The sequence below is a fragment of the Micromonospora sp. KC606 genome, from assembly GCF_004348675.1.
Lineage (GTDB): Bacteria > Actinomycetota > Actinomycetes > Mycobacteriales > Micromonosporaceae > Micromonospora.
This window is the reverse complement of record NZ_SMKN01000152.1, coordinates 1-13,480: the sequence shown is the minus strand read 5'-3', so window position 1 is coordinate 13,480 and position 13,480 is coordinate 1. Positions and strand designations below refer to the sequence as shown.

Here is a 13,480-nt window from a genome sequence, read left to right as displayed (position 1 = left end):
ACACGGCCGCGCCGACGGCGGCCTCGGTGTGCGCGACCAGCTCACGCAGCGGGGGAGGCAGTGCGGGCACGAGCACGCCGAGACGGTGGTGGGCGCGGGGGGTGGCGCTCCACAACACCTCCCGGCCGAGGCCGGCGGCAGCGACCAGGCCCAGCAGGACGGCGTCCGGCACGGCGGGGGGCTCCGGCCGTTCGAGCAGCGCCCGCAGCCGGGTGGCCGGCCAGGCGACCGCGTTGAGATCGATCGGCAGGTAGCTGATGCTGGTGCGCAGCAGCCGCCGGGTCTCCTGTCGGCGCAGCACGCCCGCCCGGGCCAGCCGCTCAGCCACCGAGGTGGTGGACGACTGGGCCAGGAATGCCAGCCAGGTGCGGATCTCCTGGTGTTGGGGCTCGCCGATCAACTGGTCGAGCACCGTGTGCGCAAGCGCGTCGGCCGGCGGACGCCGGTCGATGACCGTGACCCTGCCGTCGGCCACCGTGAGGTGTCCGAAGAGGACAAGCTCGCCGAGGAGTGCGCCCGCGAGCCCCAGCCCGGTCGCTGCCGGGTGGAGCTTCGCCTTGCCCCGGCTGTCGTTGTGGGCGATGAGGAAGAACTCGTCAGCGATGAGCAACGAGCCTCCAACGCGGTGAGTCCACATGTGATCGACGCCGGGTGACAGGATGCACGCACTGTGCGCATGATGCAACTCCCGGATTCGCCGGTTGCACTCCGTGCACCTGCGACCTGCGGATCTTGGCGTGACAGACTCGGAGGGTGACCGCCAGCCCCACCGTTCGCCGCCGCCGGATCGCCCGCGAACTACGCCAGCTGCGTGAGCGCTCCGGAATGACCCTGGACGTGGCAGCCCGCCAGCTCGACATGTCCAAGAGCAACCTCTCCCGCATCGAGAACGCCCAGATCGGCATCAAGCCGCGCGACGTCCGTGCCGCACTCGCGCTCTACCAGGTCACCGGGGCGGACGCGGAGGCGCTGATCGAGATCGCCCGGGACGCGCAGCAGCGCGGGTGGTGGCAGAACTACAGCGACGTGCTGCCGGAGTGGTTCGAGTTCTACGTCGGACTGGAGGCCGAGGCGGCGAGGCTGCGCACGTACGAGGCGGAGGCGGTGCCCGGGCTGCTCCAGACCGAGGCGTACGCCCGAGAGGTGTACCGGCGCACCGCCGGCGAGGAGGGGCTGGAGCGCAAGGTGGCGGCCCGGCTGCGCCGACAGGAGGTGCTGCGCCGGGACGACCCGGTCGAGTTGTCGGTGGTCCTCAACGAGGCGGTGCTGTGGCGGCCGGTGGGCGGGCCGGCGGTGATGGCGGAGCAGTTGACCCACATGGCCCGAGCAGCTCAGTCACTCAACGTGACAATTCAGGTACTTCCGTTCTCGGCCGGTGGGCACCCGGCGATGAGCTCCCCGTACGTCATCCTCAGCTTCGCCGACGCCGCCGACGCATCCGTGGTCTACCTGGACAATCTCACGATGGGGCTGGCGCTGGAGGAGGCCGCGCACGTCCACGGGTATAGCCTGGTGCACGAGGAGCTGTGCCGGTTGGCACTGTCTCCGGCGGACTCCGTAGCCCGCCTGAAGGAGGCTTCTCGTCACTTTGCGTGACCGCTTGGCGGCACGCTCACGGAAAACGTGAGGTACGGGGATGATCACGCTCAACCTGTCCGGGGCGAACTGGCGCACGAGCACCCGCAGCACCGGCAACGGCAACTGCGTCGAGGTGGCCGCCGTTGGTGCCCGGGTGGCCGTGCGGGACAGCAAGGACCGGTCAGGCCCGGCGCTGGCCTTCCCGGAGTCGGCCTGGGCCGCCTTCGTCACCGGCATCGACACGGTACGCCCCGGCTGACCGCCGGGGTGCCACAGTGGGCACCGTGCTCTCCGACGTCTCCCTCACGCTGCCGGTCAGCCCGGTGCTCCCGACGCTGGTCGCGGCCCTGTCCGCCGGGGGTGCCGCCGTCCTGGTGGCACCCCCGGGCACCGGCAAGACCACCCTCGCCCCTCTCGCGGTCGCCGGCCGGGTGACGGGCCGGGTGCTGGTCGCCCAGCCGCGCCGCGTCGCCGCCCGCGCCGCGGCCCGCCGGATGGCCGACCTGCTCGGCGAACGAATCGGCGAACGAATCGGGTACGCCGTACGCGGCGAGCGGCGCGGCGGCCCGGCCACCCGGGTCGAGGTGGTGACCACCGGGCTGTTGCTGCGTCGGTTGCACCACGACCCGGACCTGCCCGGGGTGGGCGCCGTCGTGTTGGACGAGGTCCACGAGCGACAGCTCGACGCCGACCTGGCGCTGGCCTTCACGGTGGAGGCCCGGGCCACACTCCGCCCCGACCTGTGGCTGCTGGCGATGTCCGCCACCCCTGAGGCCGACCGGTACGCCGCGCTGCTCGGCACCGACGGGCCGGCCCCGGTGGTGCGGGCCGAGGCGGCGCTGCACCCGGTGACCCGGATCTGGGCACCCCCGCCCCGGCCGGTCGCGCCGCCCGGCGCGGGCCGGGTGGACCCGGCCCTGCTCGACCACGTGGCGGCGACCGTCCGGCGTGCGCTGCGCGAACACGACGGGGATCTGCTGGTCTTCCTGCCCGGCGCGGGTGAGATCGCCGCCGTCGCCCGGCGGCTGGCCGACCTGGCCGACCGGGTGGCCGTCCTGCCGCTGCACGGCCGGCTGTCCGGCGCGCAGCAGGACGCCGCGCTGCGGCCGGCGCCGCGCCGCCGGTTGGTGCTGGCCACCGCCGTGGCGGAGAGCAGCCTCACCGTGCCGGGGGTGCGGGTGGTGGTGGACGCCGGGCTGAGCCGGGTGGCGCGTACCGACCTGTCCCGTGGGCTCGGCGCCCTGGTCACCGTGCCGGTGTCCCGGGCGGCGGCCACCCAGCGCGCCGGCCGGGCCGGCCGGGAGGCCCCCGGGTACGTCTACCGGTGCTGGTCGGCGGTCGCCCACGACCGGCTGGCGGCGCAGCCGGAACCGGAGATCGCCACCGCCGACCTGACCGGGTTCGCCCTGGAGCTGGCGGGCTGGGGTAGCCCGGCCGGTACCGGCCTGGCCCTGCCCGACCCGCCGCCGCCGGCCGCGCTGGCCGTGGCCCGGGAGACGCTGACCACCCTCGGCGCGGTCGACGCCGACGGTCGGATCACGGCCCGTGGTCGGGCGATCGCCGCCGCCGGGATCCACCCCCGACTGGCCCGAGCGCTGCTCGACGGCGCCGCGCGGGTCGGCGCGGACCGGGCTGCCGAGCTGGTGGCGCTGCTGGCCGAGGAGGGACTGACCGGCCGGGACGACGACCTGGCCACCGCCTGGCGGCGGGTGCGCTCCGGTCGCGACCCCACGGTCACCGCCCGTTGGCGGGCGGAGGTACGCCGGCTGCGCGCCGCCCTACCCGCCGGAGACGGCGGACAGGCCGCCGGACACGACGGCGGGGCGGGTCCAGGGGCGGTCGAGGCGGTCGACGGCAGCCGACAGTGGCTGCCCGACGACCTGGCGGCGGGGCTGCTGGCCGGACTGGCGTACCCGGAACGGCTCGCCCGGGTACGCCAGTCCGGCGGCTCGTCGTACCTGATGGCGGGCGGAACGGCGGCGGAGTTGGCGGCGGGGACGGCGCTGGCCGGCGCCGACTGGCTCGCCGTGGCGGTGGCGGACCGATCTCCCGGTGCGCCGGCCGCCCGGATCCGGCTGGCCGCCGCGGTCGACGAGGCGACGGCGCGGGAGGCGGGCCGGCCACTGCTGCGCGAGGAGCGGGAGGTGTGCTGGGCCGACGGCGACGTGGTGACGCGGGAGGTGGTCCGGCTGGGCGCGATCGAGCTGGTCAGCCGACCGCTCGCCCGGCCGGGGCCGGAGCTGTTGGCCCGCGCGTTGCGCGACGGGCTGCGCCGGGAGGGGCTGGCGCTGCTGGGCTGGACACCGGCGGCCCGGGCGCTGCGGCAGCGGCTGGCGTTCTGCCACCAGGCGCTCGGCGGGGAGTGGCCGGACGTGGGCGACGCGGCGCTGCTCGCCACCGTCGACGACTGGCTCGGCCCGGAGCTGGCCACCGCCCGCCGCCGGGCCGACCTGGCCCGGGTCGACGTGGCGGCGGCGCTACGCCGGCTGCTGCCGTGGCGGGCGGCGGCCCGCCTCGACGAGCTGGCCCCGGAGCGAATCGAGGTGCCCAGCGGGTCGCGGATCCGGGTGGACTACGCCGACCCGGCCGCGCCGGTGCTGGCGGTGAAGCTCCAGGAGACCTTCGGCTGGGCCGACGCGCCCCGGATCGCCGACGGTCGGGTGCCGGTGCTGTTGCACCTGCTCTCCCCGGCCGGCCGGCCGGTGGCGGTCACCGCCGACCTGGCCTCCTTCTGGCGCGGCGGGTACGCGCAGGTCCGGGCCGAGCTGCGGGGACGCTACCCACGCCACCCCTGGCCGGCGGATCCGGCCACCGCCGCGCCGACCCGGCACACCACGCCCCGGCGGCGCTGACGCTCACTCGTCGACGACGTCGGCGATGACCACGGTGATGTTGTCCGGGCCGCCGGCGCGCAGCGCCAGGTCGATCAGGCGGCGGGTGCAGTGCTCCCGGTCCGGGGTCTCGGCGAGCACCTCGGCGAGGGTGTCCGGACGGACCACGTTGGAGAGCCCGTCGCTGCACAGCAGCCAGCGGTCACCGGCCCAGGGCACCATGGTCGCGTACGCCGGGGACACCTCCTCGCCCTGCAACGCCTGGGTGACCACGGCCCGTCGCGGGTGGCTGGCCGCCTCCTCCGGGCTGATCAGTCCCTGGTCGACGAGCATCTGGACGAAGGTGTCGTCCCGGGTGATCTGTTTGAGCGTCCCGTCCCGGAACAGGTAGGCCCGGGAGTCGCCGACGTGCGCCAGGGCCAGGCAGCTACCGGTCCGGGCGAAGAGCAGGGCGGTCAGGGTGGTGCCCATGCCCTGCCGTTCCGGATCCTCGGCGACCGCCTGGCGGATCCGCTCCGTGGCCAGCTCGATGCCGCTCTGCAATGCGGCCACCAGGGCGTCCTCGGGGGTTTCCACGTCCAGCGGGGCGATCGCGTCGATGGCGATCCGGCTGGCCAGGTCACCGGCCGCCATCCCGCCCATGCCGTCGGCGACGGCGACGAGCCAGACACCGGCGTGCAGGGCGTCCTGGTTTCCGCTGCGGATCAGCCCACGGTCGCTCGTCCCGACGGAACGAAGCTTCAGGGTCATGGGAGGCAGCCTGCCAGGCGAAGGCCGGTGTTGTCTCTAGGAGATCAGTTCGACGGCGCGTGGCGCGGGCAATCTCACTGCCGCTCGCCTTCCCCGGTGGCGGACGGAGATGGTTTCATCCAGTTGGATCGATTGACAGGGGCGAGACACGCTGGGAACATCTGGCTGATATTGGGAGCGCTCCCAGGCAGCGCTCCCGTGTGCCCCACCGCTCTTCGTCCCCGGAAAGGAATCCCCCGTGATCCTGCCCCGACGCCGCCGGCGCGACCTCGCGCTGCTGGCCGCGACCACCCTGGCGGTCACCGCCGCCGGCGCCGGCGTGGCGCACGCCGAGGTGCCCCCGGACGCGCCCGAACAGATCAGCAACGGCGACTTCAGCGAAGGGTTGTCGCCCTGGTTCACCTACGGCACGGGCACCCCCGTCGTGTCCGACGGCCGGCTCTGCACGCAGGTGCCGGGCGGCCTGGCCAACCCCTGGGACGCCGGCATCGGCCACGACGGAGTGAAGCTCAACGCCGGCGCGGAGTACCGGCTCGGCTTCGACATCTCCGCCGACCCCGGCACGTCGGTCAAGGCGGTCCTCCAACTCGGCAGCGCCCCCTACACCGCGTACGCCACCGTCGCGGCGACCGCCGGGCCGCAGACCACCCGGGTGGAGCAGACCGTCACCGTCCCCGACGACAATCCCAGCGCCCAGCTGATCTTCCAGGTCGGCGGCGGCGCCGCCGCGCAGCGGATCTGCCTGGACAACGTCTCGCTGCGCGGTGGCGAGGCGGCCCCGCCGTACGAGCCGGACACCGGGCCACGGGTCCGGGTCAACCAGGTGGGCTACCTACCCGGCGGACCGAAGAACGCCACGGTGGTGACCGAGGCGACCGAACCGCTGGACTGGGAGCTGCGCTCCGCCTCCGGCGCGGTGGTGGCCAGCGGCCGGAGCGCCCCACGCGGGGTCGACGAGGCATCCGGGCAGCACGTGCAGACGATCGACTTCTCAGCCCACCGCACGCCCGGCACCGGCTACACCCTGGTCGCCGACGGCGAGACCAGCCACCCGTTCGACATATCCGGCACCGTGTACGACCGGCTGCGCTCCGACGCGCTCCAGTTCTTCTACGCCCAGCGCAGCGGCATCGCCATCGACGGCGGCCTGATCGGCGAGGAGTACGCCCGCCCGGCCGGCCACCTCGGGGTGGCTCCCAACCAGGGCGACACCGAGGTGCCCTGCGCGGCCGGCGCCTGCGACTACACCCTCGACGTGCGGGGCGGCTGGTACGACGCCGGCGACCACGGCAAGTACGTCGTCAACGGCGGCATCGCCACCTACCAGCTGCTGAACACGTTCGAGCGGACCAAGACCGCGGAGACCGCCGACGGCGGCGCGGCGCTCGGCGATTCCACGCTGCGGGTGCCCGAGCGCGGCAACGACGTGCCCGACATCCTCGACGAGGCCCGCTGGGAGATCGAGTTCCTGCTGCGCATGCAGGTGCCGGCCGGCAAGCCGCTCGCCGGGATGGCCCACCACAAGATCCACGACCGGGCGTGGACCGGGCTGCCCCTGGCTCCGGAGGACGACCCGCAGCCGCGCGAGCTGCACCCGCCGTCGACTGCGGCCACCCTCAACCTGGCCGCCGTCGCCGCCCAGTGCGCCCGCCTCTTCGCGCCCTACGACGCGGCCTTCGCGGCCCGCTGCGGCACCGCCGCGAAGACCGCCTACGCGGCGGCCAAGGCCCACCCCGAGGTGTACGCCCCGAACAGCGGCGTCGGCGGCGGCCCGTACGACGACACCGACGTCACCGACGAGTTCTACTGGGCGGCGGCCGAGCTGTACCTGACCTACGGCGACAAGACCTACCTGGCCGACGTGACCGCCTCGAAGCACCACACCGGCGACGTCTTCGCCGCCACCGGTTTCGGTTGGCAGAGCGTCGCGGCGCTGGGCCGGCTCGACCTGGCCACCGTGCCCAGCGGGCTGCCGGCGGCCGAGAAGGTACGCCTCCGCGCCTCGGTGACCGAGGCCGCCGAGGCGTACCTGGCGACGCTGCGCGCCCAGGCGTACGGGCTGCCGATGCCCGCCAACGGCTACGTCTGGGGCGGCACCAGCAACGTGATCAACAACGCGGTCGTGCTGGCCACCGCCTTCGACCTGACCCGGGAGGCGAAGTACCGCGACGGTGCGGTGCAGGCGGCGGACTACCTGTTCGGGCGCAACGCGCTGAACATGTCGTTCGTGACCGGCTGGGGCGAGCAGCACGCCCGCAACCAGCACAGCCGGATCTTCGGCCACCAGCTCGACACGTCGATGCCGAGGCCGCCGGCCGGGTCGCTGGCCGGCGGCCCGAACGCCGACCTCCAGGACCCGTTCGCCGCGCGGCTGCTCAAGGGTTGCAAGCCGATGTTCTGCTACGTCGACGACATCAACTCGTACGCGACCAACGAGGTGGCGATCAACTGGAACTCGGCGCTGGCCTGGCTGGCCTCTTTCCTCGCCGACCAGGGCGACTCCGGGGCGGTGCCGGCGCAGACCTGCGCGGTGACGTACCAGATCCACGGCAGCTGGCCGGACGGCTTCAACACCCAGGTCACCGTCCGCAACACCGGTGCGGAGGCGATCAACGGCTGGACCGTGCGGTACGCCTTCACCGGCGACCAGAAGATCACCCAGGGCTGGTCGGCCCAGGTGACCCAGGCCGGGGCCACGGTCACGGCGAAGAACCTGTCGTACAACGGGAAGATCGCGCCCGGCGGCAGCGTGACCTTCGGCCTGCTCGCCAGGCCCGGCACGCTCGCCGGCCCGGCACCGAACCTGATCACCGTCAACGGCGCGTCCTGCGCCCTGTCCTGACACCCACCCCCGCCCGGGGCACCACGCCCCGGGCGGGGGCCGGGCGGATCCCGGGCGGGGGCCGCCAGTTGCGGCATGTCGCGCCCTCCCCGCGTCGGGAGACGGCGGCATGCCGCATTCTGCGCCCGGTGTCGGCGACAGGCGGCATGGTCACACCGGCAGGCGCATGGCGGCCCGGTCGGTCATGTCCAGTCCCGCGTCCGCCTCGTCGGCCAGCACCCGCGCCAGCTCCGGGCCGACCTGCTCGGGCGACAGTGTCGTGAAGCCGCACCGGGCGTAGTAGGGCCCGTTCCACGGCACGCTCCGGAAGGTGGTCAGCGTCAGCGCCGACAGTCCCTCCCGGGCGGCCCAGGCCGCCAGGTGACCGAGCAGGCGCCGGCCGACGCCTCGCCGGGCGTGGCGCGGGTCGACGCTGAGCTGCTGCACGTGGGCGCAGCCGCCGACCAGGCGTACCACGGCGAAAGCGATCGGCCGGTCGTCGGCGTCCACCGCCACCCACGCGCGACCAGCCCGCTGGAACTCGCCGAGCGTGTCGAGGTCCAGCGGCGGCGCGCCGGCGATCTCGACCATGCCGATCTCGTGGAACGGCGCGCCGGAGGCCACCTCGATCCGCTGCAACTCGGTGAGTTCGTCCACCGCGGCGGTCCTGATGTGCTCCACGGTCCCAACCTCACCACGACAACCGGTTCGAGCCCAGCCGATTTTCGCCGGCCGGCACGCGGGCGGGCGCCCGTGCCAACGTTGCGGCTGGTACGGACGCCCCGGTCGTACGGTCGCGCTCAGGCGACGGGCAGGCCGCCGACCTGGGTGTTGATCCAGGTACGGATCGACGGGAGGTCGCCGTAGATGGACGGGCCGGTGGCGCAGGTGGAGTTGTTGTTGCCGGCCCGGCTGGTCGCGCCGATCAGGTTCCAGACCCCGTTGATCCGACGTACCTGCGGGCCGCCGGAGTCGCCGTAGCAGGCGCCGGCGTTGCCGTTGGTGTTGTTGGTGCAGATCTCGTACGGGGCGTTGATGCCGGAGCACCGGTTGTCGGCGACGATCGAGGTGTCGAGTTCGTGGGCCACCGTCGGCGCGGAACCACAACCGCGCTGCGGGCAGGTCTGGCCCCAGCCGATGATCCGGGTGGCGGTGCCGACCGCGCCGGAGGTGGTCGGGATCGGTGCCGGGGCGTAACTGACCGAGCTGGCCAGCTGCAGCAGCTTCACGTCGATGGTGGGGTGGTTGACCGCCCGGGTCACCCGGACCACCGTCCCGCCGCTGGTGCGGTTGTTGCTGCCCACCCGCACCGACGAGGGCGTCGGGCAGTGCTCCGCGGTGACCGCCCAGTTGGCCTTGATCAGCGTGCCGGTGCACCCGGACACGTACACCATCCAGGGGTAGTTCTCGCTGGCCGGCCGGCCGCCGACGACGAACGGGCCGACGTCCGTGCCGGTCCAGGTGTAGGTCGGCTCGGCGGCCCGCGTCGCCGAGCTGCCGGAGAAGAGCGCGTCCACCCGGGACGCCTCGGCCGGGCTCGGGATGGCGTTCGTGCAGGAGACCGGGGCGCTGCTACCGGACATCAGGTCGGAGCAGAGGCCGGTGCGCCGGTCCGGCAGGCCGAGGATGTGGCCGATCTCGTGGGTGGCGATGCGGGTCCGGTCGTACCCCTGGTTGACGGCCTGCCAACCCATCCACACCCGGCCGTTACCCAGGCTGGTCGTCTGCGCCCGGGGCCAGCCCGAGTCGACGTAGATGGTGATGTTGCCCGGCGTGCGGGGGGCGAGCCGGACGTTGCCGACCGAGTTGTTCCAGATGGCGGCGGCCCGGTCGAAGTTGGTGCGGAACTCGCCTGCCCGGCTCGCGTCGTAGTAGACGGTTCGCGGCGCGGCGGAGGCTGCCGTACTCTCCACCGCCACCATGCCGGCGGCGGCCAGCACCGTGGCGAGCAGGGCTCCGGCCATACGTGAGAACTGACGTCGTCGGATCATCCGACCTCCCATCAATCGATGTTCGCTGATATTAAACATGTCGCCGTTCGTCGACCTAATACCGGATCCGTCATACGTCGGGCGGCACGCGCCACGCAGCCGTGCGGGGCGGGCCCGGACGGGCCCGCCCCGCGGTGGGCCACCGGACGGGCGTCAGCGCCAGGTGATGTCCGAGCTCTTGTAGAGGCAGTGCTTGCTGTCCGGGCCGGAGCCGAGTTCCTTCGGCTCGCTGCCCTTCTTCACCCCCTGGAAGCGGGTGCAGATCTTGGTCTTCCTGCTGCCGTCCCCGACGACCGTGATGTTCGAGAACCGGGCGGTGTCACCCCAGTTGGAGTTGATGCCGACGAGCGTCTTGACCTTGGTGGCGGTCACGTTCTGGAGCACCACGTGCCGCTGGTGCGAGGTGGAGCAGTTACCGCAGGCCCGGTAGAGCTTGCCGGAGTTCTCCACCTGGAAGTTCCTGATGGTCACCGTGCCCGCGCCGTTGTGCTGGAACACCTTGTCGGAGCCGGAGCGGGCGCCACCGCCGTCGACGGTGTAGCTGCTGCCGCCGGTGAAGGTCGCGGCGTCCTCGCCCACGTCCTCCCACCACACGTTGATCAGGGTGCAGTTGCCCTTGCAGTGCACGCCGTCACCGGCCGGCGCTCCGATGACGACGTTGCGCAGGGTCGCCCCGGGGGCCAGCTCGAACATCGGGTCCTGTTTCTCGCTCTGCCCGCCGTCGCCGACGCCGTAGTAGCGCTTCATCCGGCCGTCGAGACCGCTACTGGGAACAGGGATGGTGGCGTTGACCTTGACATTGCCGGAGGGCGACGGCCAGGCGGCCAGGGTGGTTACCGGGGCCGCGGCAGCGACTGATGCCGCCGCCTCGGCGTCGTCGGGAGCGGGCGCGGCGGTCGCCGGGTGACCGAAGCCTCCGACGAGGGCAACGGCGAGCACGGCGACGCCGACGGACCATCGCCCCCGTCCGGTGCGGTGCGGTGTGGTGCGCACGGATCTTCCTCCTCGTGCCGGGGGGTGAGCCGGAACGGCGCACTGTCGACCGGTTGTGGCGGCGGGGGACGGCGCGCACCGTTCCGGCGGGAGGGCGGTTCTGCTAGCTCCTCCCGAGGAAAGGGCTTTCCTGATCACGAAGCTAGCCCCAACCATGGAGCAATGTCAATATATGGATGCCCTCGTCTGCAGATTGGGGGACCCCCGTCAGGCCCCGCCGGCACGCCTCAGCCGATCTCCTCGTCCACGAAACACCAGCGCCAGCTCTCCCCCGGCTGGATCGACCGCATCACGGGATGCCCGGTGGCCTCGAAGTGCTTCGTCGCGTGCTGGTAGGCAGAGGAATCACAGCAGCCGACGTGCCCGCAGGTCAGACAGGATCGCAGGTGCACCCAGTCGTCGTTGCCGACCGCGACGCAACCCGGGCACTCGTCGGTGGTCTCCGGCGCGGCGTCGCCGGCCCCGGTTAGGTGTGGGCAGCTCATGCGTCCTCCTGCCGCAGCAACGACTCCTCCAGATCCAGGTCGCGGAAGGCTCGCACCAGCGCCTCCTCGGATATGCGGCCGGCGTCCCGCGCCGACCGGAACACCTCCCGCTCGGCGACCGCCTTCGGCACGGTATCGGCCAACGCGTCGAGCCGCTCCCGGGCCGCCCGGCTGGCCTGCTGCTGCACCGCGGCTGCGGAGAGCGCCTCCTGCACCGGGTCGTCCGGCGGCAGCCTCAACCGGCGGGCCACCACCGGCAGGGTGGCGCCCTGCGCCACCAACGTCACCACGATCACCGCGAACGCCAGCCAGATGAACAGCGCCCGCTGGTACGGCCGGTCCCCGGCCAGCGTCAGCGGCAGACCCAGCGCGGCGGCCAGGGTGAGCACGCCACGCATGCCGGCCCACCCGATGATGATCGGCGCCTGCACCGGCGGGTTCGGATCCCTCCGCCGGATCCGGGGCACCAACCGGGCCAGGTAGGTGGCCGGGAACACCCAGACGAACCGGGCGAGGAGGACCGCGAGCAGCACTGCCGCCGTGATCCCGACCAGCCGGCCGGCCGGCTCCTCCAGGTTCCTCAGGACCTCGCGGAGTTGGAGCCCGAGCGCCCAACGCCAGGCAGATCGCGTACGGCAGGTCAGGCAGGAACAGGTGCACCACGGTGCCCACCACGAACGCGGTGAAGACCACCAGTCCCACCGCGAGCAGCAGGATCGGCCGCAGGTTGAGCCGGAACGCCGGCACCGACGTCTCCAGGGCCGCAACGTAGAGCAGCGGCGGCAGGATGCCCACCAGCACCAGGTCCGGATCGAGCCGGACCTGCGGGAAACCGGGCAGGAAGGAGAGCACGAGGCCGACGACGACCAGCAGGATCGGCGCGAGGAGACCGAGGCGACGCGCCAGCGCCGCGCCGAACGTCGCGATCGCGAGGAAGACGACGACCTCGAACAGAACTTCCATGGGGTACGAGCCTAGGGTCGTCACCAGGGGCGGGTGTCAGGTGACGTTCCGTAGCTTCGGCAGCACCTCGGCGCCGAACGTGTCGATGAATCCCCGCTGCTCCTGCCCCACGTGGTGCAGCGCGATCTGGTCGAAGCCCAGCGCCACGTACTCCTCCAGCCAGCCGACGTGCCGGCCCAGGTCGGCCGAGACGTTGACCACCTCGGTGACCCGCTCCATCGACACCCGCTCGCTGACAACGTCGAAGTGCTCGACGGTGTCCAGGTCCCAGCAGACGGGCGGTGCGAAGACGTTGCTGCGCCACTGCTCGTACGCGATCGCCTCGGCCTCGGCCTGTTCGGGCGCCCAGCTGAGGTGCACCTGAAGGTACAGCGGACCGCGTCCGCCCGCCCCCCGGTAGGCGTCGATCATCTGCCGCAGGTGCTCCGCCGGTGCGTTGACCGTGACCAGTCCGTCCGCCCACTGGGCACACCACCGCGCGGTCTCGACGCTCACCGCCGCGCCGATCAGCGCCGGCGGCTCCTCCGGCCGGGTCCACAGCCTCGCCCGGTCCACCCGGACCAGGCCGTCGTGACTGACCTCCTCGCCGGCCAGCAGCGCGCGGATGATGTCGACGCACTCCCGCAGCCGGGCGTTGCGCACGTCCTTGCGCGGCCAGCCGTCGCCGGTGATGTGCTCGTTGCTCGCCTCACCGGAGCCCAGCGCGGCCCAGAACCGGCCCGGGTACATCGCGCCGAGGGTGCCGATCGCCTGCGCGATGATCGCCGGGTGGTAACGCTGGCCCGGGGCGTTGACCACCCCGAAGGACAGGTTCGTCGCCTGGAGGGCGGCACCCAGCCAGGACCAGGCGAAACCCGAGTGCCCCTGCCGCTGGCTCCACGGCGAGAAGTGGTCGGAGGACATGGCCGCCCCGAAGCCCGCCCGCTCGGCGTGGGTCACCGCCTCCAGCAGCTCCCGTGGGTGGACCTGTTCGTGGGAGGCGTGGAAGCCGAACACCGTCATGGGCAGCACTCCTACCCATGACGGCGTTCGGTCAATCGCTACTCGGTGTGCGCGCCGGCCCCGACC

Annotated in this window: 11 protein-coding genes and 1 pseudogene; 4 read left to right on the top strand and 8 right to left on the bottom strand. The window is 73.0% G+C overall.

Annotated features, from left to right (window positions below):
• On the bottom strand, positions 1-637 hold a 637-nt coding region (locus tag E1193_RS23080), incomplete at its 3' end, for a GPP34 family phosphoprotein (RefSeq protein WP_132185277.1).
• Positions 638-753: 116 nt separating this feature from the next.
• On the opposite strand from E1193_RS23080, the gene E1193_RS23075 reads away from it, so the two are divergent.
• The 3 genes from E1193_RS23075 to hrpB are packed head-to-tail and all read left to right on the top strand — an operon-like array spanning position 754 to position 4,430.
• Entirely contained in the window at positions 754-1,596 is an 843-nt protein-coding gene (locus E1193_RS23075) for a helix-turn-helix transcriptional regulator (protein WP_132185276.1), read from the top strand.
• 40 nt (positions 1,597-1,636) lie between these two features.
• Positions 1,637-1,837, top strand: coding sequence for a DUF397 domain-containing protein (locus E1193_RS23070; RefSeq protein WP_132185275.1), 201 nt, complete (start codon positions 1,637-1,639; stop codon positions 1,835-1,837).
• A 25-nt stretch (positions 1,838-1,862) separates the two neighbouring features.
• A complete protein-coding gene (gene hrpB / locus E1193_RS23065) occupies positions 1,863-4,430 on the top strand; it encodes an ATP-dependent helicase HrpB (protein WP_132185282.1) in 2,568 nt (855 codons plus the stop codon).
• A 3-nt stretch (positions 4,431-4,433) separates the two neighbouring features.
• Here hrpB and E1193_RS23060 read toward each other — a convergent pair whose 3' ends face one another.
• Positions 4,434-5,159: a PP2C family serine/threonine-protein phosphatase gene (locus E1193_RS23060; RefSeq protein ID WP_132185274.1), complete on the bottom strand. Its 726-nt coding sequence runs from the start codon at positions 5,157-5,159 to the stop codon at positions 4,434-4,436.
• A gap of 241 nt (positions 5,160-5,400) precedes the next feature.
• Here E1193_RS23060 and E1193_RS23055 point away from each other — a divergent pair, with 241 nt between their 5' ends.
• Entirely contained in the window at positions 5,401-8,001 is a 2,601-nt protein-coding gene (locus E1193_RS23055; protein ID WP_132185281.1) for a glycoside hydrolase family 9 protein, read from the top strand.
• A gap of 150 nt (positions 8,002-8,151) precedes the next feature.
• Here E1193_RS23055 and E1193_RS23050 read toward each other — a convergent pair whose 3' ends face one another.
• The 6 genes and pseudogenes from E1193_RS23050 to E1193_RS23025 form a co-directional block, all read right to left on the bottom strand.
• Positions 8,152-8,661 carry a GNAT family N-acetyltransferase gene (locus E1193_RS23050; RefSeq protein ID WP_243707836.1) on the bottom strand — a complete coding sequence of 170 codons (510 nt, stop codon included), beginning with the start codon at positions 8,659-8,661 and terminating at the stop codon, positions 8,152-8,154.
• Between the two features lie 119 nt (positions 8,662-8,780).
• Positions 8,781-9,968, bottom strand: a complete 1,188-nt coding sequence (locus E1193_RS23045; RefSeq protein ID WP_132185279.1) for a snapalysin family zinc-dependent metalloprotease — start codon at positions 9,966-9,968, stop codon at positions 8,781-8,783.
• 156 nt (positions 9,969-10,124) lie between these two features.
• Positions 10,125-10,964, bottom strand: a complete 840-nt coding sequence (locus E1193_RS23040) for a pectate lyase (RefSeq protein WP_243707834.1) — start codon at positions 10,962-10,964, stop codon at positions 10,125-10,127.
• A 227-nt stretch (positions 10,965-11,191) separates the two neighbouring features.
• Positions 11,192-11,449: a UBP-type zinc finger domain-containing protein gene (locus E1193_RS23035; RefSeq protein ID WP_132185273.1), complete on the bottom strand. Its 258-nt coding sequence runs from the start codon at positions 11,447-11,449 to the stop codon at positions 11,192-11,194.
• A pseudogene (locus tag E1193_RS23030) lies at positions 11,446-12,412 on the bottom strand (cation:proton antiporter). The gene E1193_RS23035 and the pseudogene E1193_RS23030 overlap by 4 nt, the downstream one beginning before the upstream one ends.
• 36 nt (positions 12,413-12,448) lie before the next feature.
• Positions 12,449-13,414 carry a TIGR03885 family FMN-dependent LLM class oxidoreductase gene (locus E1193_RS23025; protein ID WP_132185272.1) on the bottom strand — a complete coding sequence of 322 codons (966 nt, stop codon included), beginning with the start codon at positions 13,412-13,414 and terminating at the stop codon, positions 12,449-12,451.
• Between the last annotated feature and the right edge of the window lie 66 nt (positions 13,415-13,480).